This is a genomic window from Bacillus sp. B2-WWTP-C-10-Post-4 (genome assembly GCF_009183805.1).
Classification (GTDB): Bacteria; Bacillota; Bacilli; order Bacillales; family Bacillaceae_G; genus Bacillus_A; species Bacillus_A cereus.
This window is the reverse complement of sequence record NZ_WEII01000012.1, coordinates 21,546-35,633: the sequence shown is the minus strand read 5'-3', so window position 1 is coordinate 35,633 and position 14,088 is coordinate 21,546. Positions and strand designations below refer to the sequence as shown.

Genomic DNA, 14,088 nt, shown 5'->3' with positions numbered 1-14,088 from the left:
ACTTACCGCCCCGTTTCCTTGCAATTTAATCGATAGTAAAACTCTACTGCCACTTCGTGATGATCGTCCGCCCACTCTTCGTAGCATCTCCTATCGCAAAATGAATTACCTTCACGATCATCGTATACGTATTCCTTACGGTTGAGTACAGCGTTACAATTTTCGCAAATGCGCATTGTTTAACCTACTGTGTCGAAGCGTTGTTCTACTGGCACGATTAGTTCTACACTCGACCAATTTCCTGAATCACCAGCTAAAGCGACTGTTGAACAAGAATCTACCGTACTATCTCCATACGCTACACCGATTGTTCCTACAGGATTTACACTTCCACAATGGGAAATCGTACGGACAATATCGCCTTTCTTAATCTCGCCAACCTTTCGACCGATAGCCGTCCACTTAGCACGCTCTGCTTTCGCTTTCTTCTCTTCCTCAGCTTCACGAGTAATGTGCTCCGTTTCTTCTTTCGTTAGTGGCTTGAGATCTTTTCTATAAACTCCCCAAAAATCCGATTCGTCAAGATAGTATGCTGTAAAACTAGTACCACTTTCACTTTTTAGTTTTACTACTGTGCCGATTTCAAAACGGTGGCTTGAAGTGTTAGCGATAATTCTCGCAAAGTCGCCTTCTTTCAATAACGCTTGCTTTGCTTCGAGGACTTCAGCTTCGGTTGCTTTTACTAAGTGATTTTCCGAATGGATATCTCCAAAAGTACCGTCTAATAGCTCTGTTGAATATGGGTACAGCTGTCCATCTCGATTATCGTTTGTAATCTTAACGACCTTTCCGAAATTTCCATGTCCTTCTTGAATTATTTTTGCGTAATCACCGATCTTTAACGGCTCATCTTTCGTTGCAGTTGCCGCTTTTACTTCGGCTTCTGTAGCACGTACTAAATCATTTTCATAGTGCCAGCCAGCATAACTACCGTCTAAATGTTTAGTATCAAACGGAACGTTGCTTTCATCATCCTCTGTTACTTTTACAATATCGCCAAATTTAGATTGACCATTATCATCGTGTGTGATAACCTTCGCATAGTCACCAACCTGTAAACGTTTTGACACCGGATCACCTGCATTCTCTACTTCGACCACTTCTTCTGGCATTTCCACCGTTGCTACCTGTTCCGCTTGCAACGCCTGCATACTACGAGTAATCTTTTCTAAGTCAGACGGAGTACCTTCGAGTTTAGTTCCGTCAGGTAAGGTGATTGTAACTACGCCTTCCGCATCGGTTAGTTTGTCGGTAGTAATTACGTGCGATTTACGGAATACGGAATGTTCTCCTTGATTAAAGTAATTCGAATCATCGACATTGTCTTTAAAAACGATATCGTTGTCGTCATCAATGTCTACCACTAAGTAAAATGCTCCTTCTGTTACATCAAGTTCTTGCTCAGATGCTTTCACTATATCTTCTACTTTTGCATCTCCTGTAACTAACGTATAAACAAACCCGTTATATTCCACCGTTTCATTAACCACTTTAACTCCGTCTAATTTAGCCATGTTTAATTTCCTCCTCGTTTTCTTCGTTATTAGTAACTGCCGTTAACTCAATCCATCGTTGACTTGCGCTAGTTTCCGTAGCCCAATACTCACGTTGTCCTGCACACTCGAACATGAATACTCGGTCACCTTCGACTCCTGCGATATAGTCGCAATCATCTTTCGTGTAAGCTTCGCCGTTACCTTTCTTCGCTTGTACCACTAACGCATCGTCGCGATCGTGTCTTACTCGAATCGTTTTTACCTGTATCGTGTACCACTGTTTATTAATCGGATCACGCGCCACTAAATCGTAAACCTCCGGGATGAACGAATTCGCTACTTCCCAACCGAGGTTTAAGAGCGCGAGGGCTACTCGGAGTTCCGAGCAACCGCCCTTAACTGTTGTTTCATGTGCCATATACGCTCCCCCTTAGAACGGTAAATCATCATCTGAGATATCGATTGGTGTACCTTCGTTGTTTGCGGCTGTCGGCAATTTCGATTTATCAATCGCTTCGTCTTCCGCATCTTGTAACAATGTAATGATGTCGTCCTCTTCACGATAATTAGCTAAGTCTTCGTAACCAAATTTAGTACCAATAAACGCTTTAGCCTTTTCGACCTGCTCGTCTGTTGCTTCGCCTGACTCAAGCGAGTAGGACTTATCAACTTGTTTAAAGTGAACCGCTTCACCTACTAACGAGTAATTCGGATTAAACTTACGGCCCATCTTTTCGGCTTTATCGTAGTCAGCAATGATATTATTAATGTGGAACTCAGCCGTATCGATCACGCGGTATGTTTCATACGCTAAATCGTAAACAGGAATCATTGCGTACATCTTACGTTTCGCTCCGACTTTACATGATGGACATTCCGTTTTACCTGGTTTGAAATACTGCGTAATGTCTGCATCTGTTTCACGTGGAGAGTGTAAGCAAGAATGTTTTCTGAATCGGTGAATCGTACGTTTACCGTCGAATGTTTTATCTTCATGTACGAAATAGAAATACCAACTATCCGGATCAGCCAGTAAGATAAACGTACGACCATCTCCGTTTACTTCGCCGTGCTTCCCCATGCGAACATATCGCGTTATGCCTTCTGGAAAATCGTTGTTACCTCCGTTTTGATTTGCTTCTCGTTGTTCCTCACGCTTTTTTAATGTTTCTCTAATACCCATTGAAACAACTCCTTTGTTATAAATTCGAGCTTGGGTGACTCCCACGCCCGTATTACGCAACTTATCGCTTTTGAGCTCTAAACAATCGCTCAAGTTACGCAATACCGACGTGGGGGATACATCGGTAGAAATCGAGAATTTTTGTAGGACGCAACACATCGTGCTGTAATGCCAAACGCCCATATGACGCCACTACCCGTTTACTACACTAAGGGGAAGGAAAGGTTAACGACGGGTAATGACGTTATATCGACATTCGTTAAATTATTTTATAGAAATAATACGTAATATATCGAATGTTGTCGTTAGAATTTACATATAATTAATTTGTAACATACCGTGGTAATACTGTATAATTACAGTGAAGTGCATTGCATTGTAATGTTTTGCATTGCAAAGTATTGCACTTCCGCTTAGCTCCTCGTTAAGCAAAAGTATTGAAATTAATCGACCTGCCAAGTCGGTTAGTTGCAAGTACAAAGGGAAGCATTTTGCCCCCTTCGTACATCAAACAAAATGTGTTAAACTACTTGTCCTATATGCAATGCCTAAGCATATAGAACGTATCTTTACGCAAGAAGGTAGTCTTGGTATGAACCAAACTGTCTCTCGTCGAAGCGCTTTGTCAGGCGCTCGATCTTGCGTATAACTGTCGAGTGATGTAGCCCCAACATTTTGCCGATTGCCGTCGGCGTTGGAGTTTTATTCTCACTCGACAGGAACGATTCGACGATTGCCGTCGTCGTTTCATCATTGACCTCAGCCGGGTCAGATAAGAAGTCGATCAGTTTTCGCTGGTCGGCTTCTTTCTTTTTTGTAACGTGTTCTTCTAAATCGAAGTCGTCAGCGATAGTTTCAAACATTGCCGTGTTCTCTTCCCCATCGCTATCAGGCCCTTCATATAATTCGTACTTTCTTCTCGTACGTAACTTTCGTAATAGTGACTTGTAGTTGTTACCTAGTGATACTGCGAACAGTTTTACGAAATCGCCGCCAGCGTTATTTCGTAAACTTTCCAGTACCTTTTGTATTACATCGTGGAACAATCCGGTTATATCATGTTCGTTTGCCATGTATGTACTCGTACTCCAATACCGAAGCTTGTCCCGATATACCTCCGATAAGCTAGTGTACAAATCCGTAAAGATGAAATCGTCTCCTGTTCGAAGATAATCGTTTGCCATCTTATTGATATTCAATTTTTGTTCTTCTTTCACTTCTTATTCCCCCTTACAATAACTATGACGCACAAGCGGCCAAGCTCGCGCACATTTTTTATAATTTTTTAAAAAGAAATTTTTCGTTTATTGCCAATGTTCAAATTTTAGCATATTACCATGGAATATTTATCAAAGTACACTAAGTACTGGAATTTACACATTGTATACTTTAGTAAACATTTAGAAAAACAAAAAAGAACGATCAATAAGATCGCTCTTCATAATCTTATTCAATTGCTAATTAACCACCCGGTCTTGTTTCTTGTGAACTGTATTGTTGATTATCTCCTTGTACATCTACAAATTCATTAAGCGCAAACACTCCTAGAGCTAGAGTCAAAATTGCGGAAACTCCTAATAAAACTTTTTTCAAACTGAATCTCTCCCTTTAAATTGTTAGTTTTAAAATTAGTTAACATTTGAGTCATACCGGAACGATCGCCTCTGTCGTATATTTCTTTTGCTACTAGACTAGAGAAATAGAAGTTCGAATTTGAAAAGAACCTCTGGAAACATTCGTACAGCCCAAGGATAGATTCTTGATTGCAAGCTCTATACATCAAAAGAAAGTCTCTCTCACCTCTCTCTTCAATATAATCGTTAATTAACTTCACATTTTTTCTATTGTTTTGATACATAACAAGTCTCGCATCTGAATCTATCCCAAGCGGTATCCCTAGGTAAATTTTAACATAATCTAGGTTATCTCTTGTTTGTAAAATTAAATTTTTTACATTGACAGATTTGGCGATTTCGTGACTTCTTTGAAGATATTCTAAACACTTATCTTTATCTTCAACTAAATACGACATCCCTACATAGTATGACGCATCAGAAACTGTTTTCGCGCAAATATTTGCATTAATTATTAAAGAGGCATAATGTCTTGCTAAATCTAGCTCATTTCTATGTAGATAAACTGGAGCTAAAATTTCAGCTAGTCTATGAAGATAACATTCTTTGATAAATAACTTTCGACTATCACTTAAATTCTTAATCATTTCTTCTACCTCTAAAGCCAGATCCAACATAAGATGAATCTTTTTTTGCGCAAAATGATCATAACACTTAAGTATATTAATCAATATCGTGAGCGTACCATCTTCAGTATTTTCAATCTTTTTTAAATGTTCTATTATTTCATAACCTTCTATATCATAATTCATGTATTTATAGATAATTTTATAAACATCTATATAATCTCCTACAATACCAGTTTCTTTTTTGTGTTTCTTAATTAGTTTTTTTAGTAAATTTACATTCCGCGTTATTGCTGCATATTCTAGACTCTGTTGGATTGACTCTGCTGAATCTAATTGCAGGCACCAATCCTCCATCCTCTCACGTTGTTTCTCTGGAAATAGATAATAGGAGAGTCTCAAGAGTTTTCTAAACCCTATGGTACCATCCTTCTTAAACTTAGACATACATTGCTTTGACGCCTCGATTTGTTCACCTACACTTGAAAATGTTAAATCGTCTCTATCATTTATAAAATCGCATATCTCTCTGTGAAACCCCGGCACTTGAAAACCCTCCTATGCTGTATAAGAAAATTTTGGTATAATGTAATTATAATTCCAATGTTTACTTTTGTAAACATAGAATAGGTTGAGAAACTTTTTAAGGACGTGTTAAAATGATTGACTACTCTCCGTTGCATGAGACACTAAAAGAAAAAGAAATGGTAATTAGTGATCTCCGCGGTACCATTCTAAACGCAAGAACTATTGCAAATATTAACAAAGGAATGTCTGTAAATTTGAGTACAATAGAAGAAATCTGTCTGCATCTAGACGTGCCTATAGAAAAAGTAGTTAAAATTATAAACATTCAAGAATAATAGTTTCAAAGCCTCCGATTTAAGAAAGGAGGTGATTACATCGTTTAAAGTCGGAAGGTGCCGTATTCCCGAACTATGTAAAAAGAACGGCATTACACAAGCTGAGCTCGCACTAAAAGTCGGTATTACACCGCAATCCATAACGGATTATGTCAGCCTGCGTAATTTGCCTAACGTAGAAAGAGCGCGTAATATTGCCGCTAAACTACATTGTGACATCGAAGAATTATACGAATGGGAAACGGAATAACATCTATTTACCGGGAAGGTTTCGTATCTTCCCTCCGACCGTCACTACGTGAATTCACGTATATTAATTTTAATCGAACTGGCTCCGCATTATCAACTACAGATATCAACGAAGATGCCCCTTCTTTTATTAGCGCTTCATTCGCATCCTTATATCCACGAACAAATCCATTTGTCAAGCGTATTTTCCCATTTAAATATTTCTCAAGTTCTTTTCGAAGTTTCTCGCCTGCTAGATCGTTATCCGCCACGATAACTAATTCTCCTATCGGGGACTTCAATATTTGCTCTGCCTTTCGTTGGTTAAACGACGAGCCTCCGTTTGCTAATCCGAAAATCCCAGCCGTCATAAACGACATCGCATCTATTTCCGCTTCACAATATACTGCACGTTTAATATTTCGTCTATAAGCAAGATGTAGTCCGTATATCAAATCTCCAATTGGCTTTCCATCCTTTTCGTACCAAAAGACTTTCGAAGAAACCTTCCGATACTTTATATTCGCCAATCTACCGTTTGTATCAAACCACGGAATTACAACCGCCTGCCTAAAACGGTCGTAACCGATCTTCATTTGTCGTTGTACCTCTTCGCTAATACCTCGCTGTCCCAAATATGGATGGCGATAAGCATACTCTTGCAACCGACCAAAATCGAGGGCCTTGCGACCGTTATCAATCCGGAGTTTCGGTGGCTTAAGTACGAGATTATCGTAACCATATTCCACACCGTACATTTCGAGTAAATACTCTTCCGTTTCTTCATACGTCTCATTTCGCAAGTAAGATAACAATCTGGTAAAGTTGCCGCTTTCCCATTCGTTATCAAATGCGCCTGAATCTTTCCACGTACCAGCGTAATCCCCATCTAAGTTAACGAAGAAACTCGGCGTGTGTTCATATCGAAACGGACTTGCCGCAATCAGTTTATCATATGACCACCTTTCGTTAGTCCAAGAAAACTGCCGTAGTTCGTATTCGATGTCTACATTTACGTCCTGCCCACGTATTTGAATACTTGACAAGGTGACCCACCTACCGTTCTTTTAATTTAAAACACAGTCGTAAATTGTTTCGCCACATGCTCACCAGTTTCCATTTCCTTAATAACACCAATTTGCGGCATGTAAATAATTTCAGCCGATTCCCCTTCACCGCCATCACGGCCTTTATTAATACCGATCATGCCTCGTCCTTGTTTTGCGTCAGTATCAACCGCTATCAATAACGCTGCGTCCTCTAGAAGCGCTTTCGTTTTCTTTACTTCACTACGTTTCGGTAAGCGTAATTCTCGTTGGCCATCTTCGTCCTCATTATTATCGACTTCATCCGCCTGTGTGATAGCGAACATAACCACGCCTGTCTTACCGGCTAATCGACGTAACTTCTTCGATGTTTCAGCCGCATCGCCACCAGCCGTTTTAGACGTGTTCTTCTCATAGTCTAGATAATAGAACGGATCGACAATCACTACATCTGCATTCGTCTCAGTTATATCTACTTCTAACTGTCGTAAATCTCTTTGGTGAAAGTCGTCATCATCTACGCCTCGTACAATAATATTACCAGGTAGAATTTCGTTGATATTCGCTAAGAACGTTTTAAACCCTTGTTCAAATTCTTCTGATAGTTTTCCATGACGAATTTCCTTCGAATCAAAACCAGCTTCTAAATTTATACCGTCTAGTTCGGCTACAGTCGCACCAATACGAGAAGAAATCGAAGTGTATAAGCGTACCATTCCCTCAAACCATCCCATTTCCATTAGCCAGATAAGCACGTTCGCTCCTTGGAACGCCATCTCTACGCCCTCTTCGATAGTTGTTGCGGATTTACCACGCCCTGACTTTCCGTAAATTGTGTAGACGTTCGAAGAAACATAGCCACCAATCGCCTTATTTATGAATGGAAAACGAGATTTCCAAATACGATATGACTCGCCCTTTTTACGACGTTCGTATTCTTCTAGAAACCTGTCCCTATCGGTCTTTAGACTTGTTCCCACTTTATCGCGAACATTTGTTCTAATTATAACTCCGTCGACTTTTTCTCGCAACCATTCAAGGAAAGAATTTCCGTCTAGTTGTTCGAATTGGCCCGGCGCTTCGTTTTGTAGTAACCCCATCACTTCGATCTTCGCAGAATAGGATTTTATTTGCTTCGTTAAATACTCGAAACTATCCTCGACATTTGGGACGTATGTGAAACCGTCGACTTCTGCTACTAGCGTACGAAAGTCGGGGACACGCCCTCGATTAGTCTCTACGTAATCTTTAATAAAACGGTACGCTTTACGTTCAGCTTCTGTAACAAAATCTCGTTCTGTTACATGGTTTAATTGTATAGGATTAGCGGTGTCTACCACTTTCGATAAGAGCATTTCTCCGTAGTTCATTAACTACACCTCCACTATATTGTTTGTTGAGCGATTTTTTATTCGGTTGTCAAAGAGCGGTATGATTCCGAGTGTATAAAAGAAACTAACACTAGGCAACATCCTTTGTAATCGCGCTAGATTCTATTTATAGAACAACTGTAACACATATATTTTTTCTTATCTTTTTTAAATCTCTTACATACAAACTGCTTATTTTCTATGTTTTTAATAAAAAAAACGAAACTTTACATCCATTTGCAAAAAAAATGAGTAGTTTTCACTAAAGAAATCAAAAAGCGCGAAATTGTGAACTATGATATAATACCTTGTTTTTTCTACCTCAAATCTTAAAAAGTACAAAACTTTAATTTATGGTATAATTCATATTTTTAATTCCTTTCTCCAGTATTATTGCCCTTCGGTGTTGTCCATCATTAATCATATATTTTCCCGAACCGCCCGCATTCTCTCCGCCATTTTACGTTTCTGATCCTCGCTATACGTCCGTAATCGTTTGATGCTGACGTTCTTCTCTTGTAACGTACATTTCACCGCCAAGATATTGCCGTCATCACTCTCGATAACTGTAACGTTTTCCTCTCCGACTATTTCTAATAGTTTACGAATGTGTTTTGGAACGCAAGAGTATGCGCTCCATTCCTTCGTTTCGTTGTCGAAAGTTAATACCGTTTCTTGTTCTTTTGTTGAGTATACACCCATATCGTTTCCTCCTAATATTCATTTTTATTATTTAAGTCACACATCATTGTCATATTTCCATCTTTTCAGAAACTTAAAAACGTTTTAAAATATTAATAAAGATAACAATTTACATTGGAGGTAAAATCTGTGACTTTATATAACGCACTATTAAAAGATTCCCGTAAAAAAGTAAACTTAGAAACTTACACAACAAAGCACAAAGGCGAACCTATCATTTGTCCGATTTGTGAGGCTGATATACGTGTTGATGCTGACCAATCTCTTATTAAAAGCGCATATTTTATACATCCAAAAAATTCAGTTTGTCCATCTATGAAGAAAAAACGTGTTAATTATTCTGATGCTTTAGGTTCTCAAACTGATAAAGAAAATGGAAAAGACATTATAGAGTTTGTAAAAAATCATACCTTTGATATTTATAGCAAATGTGCCGCTTTAGCAGATGGATTAACTGTTTCTGAATTTAGAGATTTAATTAGGGTTGCTAATGAAAAAGATTTTTGGTACCAGAAGGGATTAACGCCACTATATGTCCCTTATGTTCTCCTAACATTTAAGGATAAATTTATAGAAGCTGAAGGAGGTAAAACACGAAATGATGATTTTTATTTTGTCTTAGAACCTTCAGTTCAAACAATTGATCAACTATGGGGTAAGCCAACAAAAATAAAACAAAAGATTTGGAAAGTGTATGCATCCGAAAAAAATGATTTACAAGAATATATAATTCAAGAGGGTTTAATCCCACCTAGCTGGTTTTCCAACACTCAATCTTATATTGACAAATTATTACAAGACTAACTGATATGAAACGTTTTGCACTATAGTTCCTTCTATCTACTGTTTCATATAATTAACGATAAGTTATTCTTTCTAACATATGCGAATAATGATTTTTAATCATACGCACACTACCTTTGAGTCGATCTCCCTTCGACTTCATTCTTTCAAAACGGGGGTTCTCCTCCGTGTCGTGCAGAGACGTAGCGGGTAGCCTATTTGGTTACTCGCCGTTTTTTTACGTATAATCGTAAAACTTCTTGTCCATACTTTTTAGAGAAAACATCTTATGCCATTTGGAGCGACCTCCAGCACATGATATTTGTACGGCCGCTCCTATAAAAGGATCGGTCATTTTTTTATTTCCGCATCCCTCTTTTCGAATTGCCTTCGAACGGCAAGACCACGCACAAATCTCGCACTCTATCGTATAACCTACGATCAAATACGCTTTCCAACTCGTCGATAGGAATGTTCGACGTGTAGACCGTTGGTAATCCGTTTGTTACCCGATGGTTTATCACCGCATGTAAATCTCCTCGAAATGCTTCGGTTGCACTACGTACTCCAATATCGTCTAGCACTGCGAAAGGTACCACCTTCGCATGACTACCTCGACGGTAGTATTCTTTCGCTGCTTTCTCTGACACTTCTTTCGGTATGTTGGACCGATTAAATTCGTTAAAAAGCGTCTGCCATTCGTTCACATCTAAAAAATATCCAGGTACCTGCAACGATTGCCTATTTCGCTGCAAACTGCCGATGTAGTGTCGGATAAGCCACTCGTTTAAAATTACGGCTGCTGTCGTCGTTTTCCCCGTGCCAGTCTCTTCGGAAAACAAATACATCGATTTAATCTTGTCTTTTGCGTCCGTTACCTCATCTATCTCAAATTGCCGTGAGAAAGTCGTTACATACGCTTCAATCGATTTATATACTTTCGGTTGGGACGCTCGTACAGGCGAATTTTGTAACGTTAAATGACGGTATTCTTTCGGTAAGTTAGTCGCTGCCATACGTCCTCCATTACCGTTATGTCCATGTAGTGCGATGTAGGAAAAACATTGACGGTTACATGATTCGCTTTTGTATAGCGAACAATAATCGGATAGAATGCATTGCATTATACCGTCACCCCTTTACGGTCGATACGTTCTTTTTCGAACTTCACCTTATAGTACTCAGTTACTGCGTCAGCATCTTCACCGGCTAATATTGCGCCACATCTTCGTATATCTAATCCAATCCCATGCGGACAGTTTTTGTAGCAATGCTCTTCAATCGCTCCGATATACGGTAAATCCTTGTTTGGACAATCGTAACAATACGTATCTAGCAATCTCGAAGTTTCTTGACGTGCTTCTTGACGCTGCCCTTTCGTATAAATTGACGGACCATTCGATGCTTGCTCTCTAAAATGTACTTCTGATCGGACTTGTCCACTTCGTTCTTGACCACATTTCGGACAACCGTGACCTCTTCGTAAATGTGAAAATAGTATCGTAAATACTTCGTTTGGATGGTGCGGACATTTATATCGCATTTTCGTTCTATCATTTACGTAATTCTTTTCTAGTAATTTGTAACCTCGTGATTCAAACGTTTCTTTTACGAGTTCAAAAGAATGTCTACGTTTTAAAATCCCACAATATCGACAACCACTGCCGTTACGTAACTCTGCATAACTAATCGATAACTCTTTATCCGGATGATGCGGGCATTTATACCGCATCTTTGCTGTACCTATTACGTATTCAGTTTCCAACAACTCATAACCACGTTCTTCAAACTTCTCTTTCACTTGTTCAAACGTTAATTTAGGTCGTGCCATTTCTTTCCCTCCATCTCTACTAATACTACTTTCACATTTTTCGGTTAGTGCTCACATATTCAAAAAATAATTTCTCCATTATAAATAATCGATAATTTCTTCCGTACTTACTGATATATGTTCCGTATTCCGAGATAAATGTGCACCTTTTCTACGAATTTCTCCAAGAACTCTCGGCAACAACCTGGATCGCATATACGAATACATAAACGCAAAGTTTAATCCGGGATACTCCCTTGTCGGCTTATAGTCGGCGAAACATGCGTCGATGAATAGTTTTGTTGCTTCCGGTTTATATTCGGCGATGAACGTCTTCAACATACGACCTTCCATCGCATAGCTGCGAGTGACATACGGAATTTTATAACGTTCCTCATGTACATGCTTTAGGTACTCTCGGAATGTCGTTACGTTCCACTTTTCGATTGGTAGGTTGCGGAAATCTTTCGTTGATATGCGTGTCATTGGTTCCCCTCCTCGGCAAATAATTGCGCATGTAATTCCTCGTTAGACGCCTGCCATAAGTCCCGCCCGTCTTCCGTTTTGAATACGTTGCGACGGATTAGCGCCTCGATGTAGATTTCTTTCAGTAATAAATCGTGTAACATTCGTTTATTTGTTAGTCCTCCTTGGTCTTCTAATAGTGGGTATATTTACCGCTAATAGTTTCTGAAGATTCGCGCTATCATTTAATTATCGAGCAGACATTACTCGATGCGTCTTCCTAATAGACGTATTTACTCCATCCCTTTCGAATCTCTGTCGTTACAGAGGTTCTTTTTTTCTATGTTTTCGACATATGTCGTTATGAATTTTCTCAATACGATACATATAGTCTTCGACCGACAAAAATGTTAATATATGGCTACACCTTTTCTTTTGACCTATATTCTTAGGTCTTTTTTTCTGACCGGTATCATATATCTGCGTTAGTTACCGCCTATCCTACCGATAACACTCCTTGTTATATACATTCGTAGATTCCTAGATTCTTATCTCGTTATTTGAGTGTAAAATTTACGTCAGTAACCTTTTGTAACCTTGCGTTCTTGTTGACGTTCAATGACTCCGGTTACACTTCCGATGCTACACTCGACTCTCTGCTTAACGCCTTTTAGCGTGTGCATGACCGACTGTAAAACCGCTTGATCGTCCTTTGCCTTACGACGTTCTTTACGAATACGTTTCAGTTCTTTCAACATGTGATTACCACGTGCTGTAGTAAACGTCTCAATTTCAATAGTATGTAAAATATCTTGCTGCGCTATATCCGTTTGTGACCTGCGTATATTCGTTTGTTGCATGTCGGACTCTAACGATTCTAGTTCCGATAGGATACGTTGTAATCGTTTCGTTACGTCTCTCACCGTAAATACCTCCTATTCACTTTCCTTCAGTTCATTTACTAAGTTTTCTAAGCTATACTTGACGTCTTCTAATGTGCGGTAACCGCCGATTATTTTTCCATTTGTATTTATGTGAAACAAGATATTTTCTAATCGTTTAATAAGAATCTTTTTATCCATATAAATCGTTCCTTCCGATAATTATTTAGAACCTTACAACTTCGCATACGCTCGTTGTATCTCATCATCTATTAGCGACATTCTTTTATTTAAGTAATTACCGCTGAATATATTAATGATGGAAGGATATTTCGCTAGAAATAGACTTCAAGGTTTTAGCTCTTAATCTTTTTCTAGTTAAAAGATAGTTCTTGTTAAGAGTTAGTTCTTGTTAGTGTGAACTACAACCATGTGTGGAAGTCACCATATGTGGTCATGCGTCACATGGACTGATAGATTCCGGTTCATTTCCGAATATTGTTAGCTGACTAATCGGTAGAATCGTATAAACCGTATTCTCCCATTGTTGTGTACGTTCGTGTCTACGTCTCTCTTTAACGACTAACGGCTTTCCATCCCAACGATATTCACATAGCTTTTTGATGCGTCTATTGGCGCTCTCACGGCTTATATTAAGTCGTTTTGCAATCATATCTTGCGTTGGATAACATTCGCCATCTTCATCCATGAATGAAGCTAATACGCAAAGAGTCGTCCATCTTTCCGGACCTAAGTCTGCTATTAAACCGGAGTGTACTGCGTCGACATACATCTTAAGGAAGATTCGTGTCTCTCGTTTTCCACTCGTAATTGAATATTCCGTTTGGGCTTCGATTGATACTAAGTTGCTATTTTCGCTCACTGTACTCACTCATTTCCACCTCCGTGTAATGCCTTGTGAACTCCTTACATTTACTATGACGCGGGACTTTTTAACTTCGCGCACTTTTCATAAATAAATTTCGGATTTATTTTTCTCATCGCTTATATAAACGTTTAGGCTTTTGAAATTGAGCCAATGTTTTTACGTTTTTCTACTT

The 14,088-nt window shown here is 38.9% G+C and carries 19 protein-coding genes; 3 read left to right on the top strand and 16 right to left on the bottom strand.

Going from position 1 to position 14,088, the window contains the following annotated elements:
* Nucleotides 1-2: 2 nt before the first annotated feature.
* The 6 genes from GBN78_RS30130 to GBN78_RS08300 all read right to left on the bottom strand — a co-directional run bounded on the left by GBN78_RS30130 (nt 3) and on the right by GBN78_RS08300 (nt 5,425).
* Nucleotides 3-176 carry a hypothetical protein gene (locus GBN78_RS30130; protein WP_176328017.1) on the bottom strand — a complete coding sequence of 58 codons (174 nt, stop codon included), beginning with the start codon at nt 174-176 and terminating at the stop codon, nt 3-5.
* A gap of 3 nt (nt 177-179) precedes the next feature.
* Nucleotides 180-1,514 carry a hypothetical protein gene (locus GBN78_RS30600; RefSeq protein WP_226798471.1) on the bottom strand — a complete coding sequence of 445 codons (1,335 nt, stop codon included), beginning with the start codon at nt 1,512-1,514 and terminating at the stop codon, nt 180-182.
* On the bottom strand, nt 1,507-1,800 hold the full coding sequence (locus tag GBN78_RS08315) for a hypothetical protein (RefSeq protein ID WP_226798470.1): 294 nt from the start codon (nt 1,798-1,800) through the stop codon (nt 1,507-1,509). Before GBN78_RS08315 ends, GBN78_RS30600 begins: the two co-directional genes overlap by 8 nt.
* Before the next feature lie 126 nt (nt 1,801-1,926).
* Nucleotides 1,927-2,679, bottom strand: a complete 753-nt coding sequence (locus GBN78_RS08310; RefSeq protein WP_152127184.1) for a single-stranded DNA-binding protein — start codon at nt 2,677-2,679, stop codon at nt 1,927-1,929.
* A 569-nt stretch (nt 2,680-3,248) separates the two neighbouring features.
* Nucleotides 3,249-3,896, bottom strand: coding sequence for a MarR family transcriptional regulator (locus GBN78_RS08305; RefSeq protein WP_086389060.1), 648 nt, complete (start codon nt 3,894-3,896; stop codon nt 3,249-3,251).
* 311 nt (nt 3,897-4,207) lie between these two features.
* Nucleotides 4,208-5,425, bottom strand: coding sequence for an AimR family lysis-lysogeny pheromone receptor (locus GBN78_RS08300; RefSeq protein ID WP_086389059.1), 1,218 nt, complete (start codon nt 5,423-5,425; stop codon nt 4,208-4,210).
* Between the two features lie 113 nt (nt 5,426-5,538).
* Here GBN78_RS08300 and GBN78_RS08295 point away from each other — a divergent pair, with 113 nt between their 5' ends.
* A complete protein-coding gene (locus GBN78_RS08295) occupies nt 5,539-5,742 on the top strand; it encodes a helix-turn-helix domain-containing protein (protein ID WP_000568403.1) in 204 nt (67 codons plus the stop codon).
* A 31-nt stretch (nt 5,743-5,773) separates the two neighbouring features.
* Nucleotides 5,774-5,992: a helix-turn-helix transcriptional regulator gene (locus GBN78_RS08290; protein ID WP_226798469.1), complete on the top strand. Its 219-nt coding sequence runs from the start codon at nt 5,774-5,776 to the stop codon at nt 5,990-5,992.
* A gap of 7 nt (nt 5,993-5,999) precedes the next feature.
* On the opposite strand, the gene GBN78_RS08285 is transcribed toward GBN78_RS08290, so the two are convergent.
* From GBN78_RS08285 to GBN78_RS08275, 3 genes are all read right to left on the bottom strand, one after another.
* The gene (locus tag GBN78_RS08285) at nt 6,000-7,016 is read right to left on the bottom strand and encodes a toprim domain-containing protein (protein WP_152127182.1); all 1,017 of its coding nucleotides are present in this window, start codon (nt 7,014-7,016) and stop codon (nt 6,000-6,002) included.
* 26 nt (nt 7,017-7,042) lie between these two features.
* Nucleotides 7,043-8,386 carry a DnaB-like helicase C-terminal domain-containing protein gene (locus tag GBN78_RS08280; protein WP_152127180.1) on the bottom strand — a complete coding sequence of 448 codons (1,344 nt, stop codon included), beginning with the start codon at nt 8,384-8,386 and terminating at the stop codon, nt 7,043-7,045.
* 420 nt (nt 8,387-8,806) lie between these two features.
* Nucleotides 8,807-9,088 carry a hypothetical protein gene (locus GBN78_RS08275; RefSeq protein WP_086389056.1) on the bottom strand — a complete coding sequence of 94 codons (282 nt, stop codon included), beginning with the start codon at nt 9,086-9,088 and terminating at the stop codon, nt 8,807-8,809.
* Between the two features lie 129 nt (nt 9,089-9,217).
* Here GBN78_RS08275 and GBN78_RS08270 point away from each other — a divergent pair, with 129 nt between their 5' ends.
* Nucleotides 9,218-9,892 carry a hypothetical protein gene (locus tag GBN78_RS08270; protein ID WP_152127178.1) on the top strand — a complete coding sequence of 225 codons (675 nt, stop codon included), beginning with the start codon at nt 9,218-9,220 and terminating at the stop codon, nt 9,890-9,892.
* 338 nt (nt 9,893-10,230) lie between these two features.
* Here the strand turns inward: GBN78_RS08270 and GBN78_RS08265 are convergent, their stop codons facing one another.
* The 7 genes from GBN78_RS08265 to GBN78_RS08240 all read right to left on the bottom strand — a co-directional run bounded on the left by GBN78_RS08265 (nt 10,231) and on the right by GBN78_RS08240 (nt 13,919).
* Nucleotides 10,231-10,995 (bottom strand): P-loop NTPase family protein, encoded by a 765-nt coding sequence (locus tag GBN78_RS08265; RefSeq protein ID WP_152127176.1) that lies wholly within the window; start codon nt 10,993-10,995, stop codon nt 10,231-10,233.
* Nucleotides 10,995-11,702, bottom strand: a complete 708-nt coding sequence (locus GBN78_RS08260) for a DUF723 domain-containing protein (protein ID WP_152127174.1) — start codon at nt 11,700-11,702, stop codon at nt 10,995-10,997. Before GBN78_RS08260 ends, GBN78_RS08265 begins: the two co-directional genes overlap by 1 nt.
* 78 nt (nt 11,703-11,780) lie before the next feature.
* Nucleotides 11,781-12,167 carry a hypothetical protein gene (locus tag GBN78_RS08255; RefSeq protein ID WP_073339440.1) on the bottom strand — a complete coding sequence of 129 codons (387 nt, stop codon included), beginning with the start codon at nt 12,165-12,167 and terminating at the stop codon, nt 11,781-11,783.
* Complete coding sequence (gene fbpA, locus GBN78_RS08250; protein ID WP_073339438.1) at nt 12,164-12,310, bottom strand: Fur-regulated basic protein FbpA; 147 nt, start codon at nt 12,308-12,310, stop codon at nt 12,164-12,166. The genes GBN78_RS08255 and fbpA overlap by 4 nt, the downstream gene beginning before the upstream one ends.
* A 414-nt stretch (nt 12,311-12,724) precedes the next feature.
* On the bottom strand, nt 12,725-13,069 hold the full coding sequence (locus tag GBN78_RS08245; protein WP_086389052.1) for a hypothetical protein: 345 nt from the start codon (nt 13,067-13,069) through the stop codon (nt 12,725-12,727).
* Nucleotides 13,070-13,081: 12 nt separating this feature from the next.
* Nucleotides 13,082-13,228, bottom strand: a complete 147-nt coding sequence (locus tag GBN78_RS30125; RefSeq protein WP_176328016.1) for a hypothetical protein — start codon at nt 13,226-13,228, stop codon at nt 13,082-13,084.
* A 253-nt stretch (nt 13,229-13,481) separates the two neighbouring features.
* Complete coding sequence (locus GBN78_RS08240; protein ID WP_086389051.1) at nt 13,482-13,919, bottom strand: helix-turn-helix domain-containing protein; 438 nt, start codon at nt 13,917-13,919, stop codon at nt 13,482-13,484.
* Between the last annotated feature and the right edge of the window lie 169 nt (nt 13,920-14,088).

What these genes read in the sequence shown, in the direction of transcription:
- GBN78_RS08265 (WP_152127176.1), bottom strand. Translation starts at nt 10,995, where the DNA reads ATGCAATGCATTCTATCCGATTATTGTTCGCTATACAAAAGCGAATCA.
- GBN78_RS08310 (WP_152127184.1), bottom strand. Translation starts at nt 2,679, where the DNA reads ATGGGTATTAGAGAAACATTAAAAAAGCGTGAGGAACAACGAGAAGCA.
- GBN78_RS30130 (WP_176328017.1), bottom strand. Translation starts at nt 176, where the DNA reads ATGCGCATTTGCGAAAATTGTAACGCTGTACTCAACCGTAAGGAATAC.
- GBN78_RS08255 (WP_073339440.1), bottom strand. Translation starts at nt 12,167, where the DNA reads ATGACACGCATATCAACGAAAGATTTCCGCAACCTACCAATCGAAAAG.
- GBN78_RS08280 (WP_152127180.1), bottom strand. Translation starts at nt 8,386, where the DNA reads ATGAACTACGGAGAAATGCTCTTATCGAAAGTGGTAGACACCGCTAAT.
- GBN78_RS08295 (WP_000568403.1), top strand. Translation starts at nt 5,539, where the DNA reads ATGATTGACTACTCTCCGTTGCATGAGACACTAAAAGAAAAAGAAATG.
- GBN78_RS30600 (WP_226798471.1), bottom strand. Translation starts at nt 1,514, where the DNA reads ATGGCTAAATTAGACGGAGTTAAAGTGGTTAATGAAACGGTGGAATAT.
- fbpA (WP_073339438.1), bottom strand. Translation starts at nt 12,310, where the DNA reads ATGTTACACGATTTATTACTGAAAGAAATCTACATCGAGGCGCTAATC.
- GBN78_RS30125 (WP_176328016.1), bottom strand. Translation starts at nt 13,228, where the DNA reads ATGGATAAAAAGATTCTTATTAAACGATTAGAAAATATCTTGTTTCAC.
- GBN78_RS08260 (WP_152127174.1), bottom strand. Translation starts at nt 11,702, where the DNA reads ATGGCACGACCTAAATTAACGTTTGAACAAGTGAAAGAGAAGTTTGAA.
- GBN78_RS08275 (WP_086389056.1), bottom strand. Translation starts at nt 9,088, where the DNA reads ATGGGTGTATACTCAACAAAAGAACAAGAAACGGTATTAACTTTCGAC.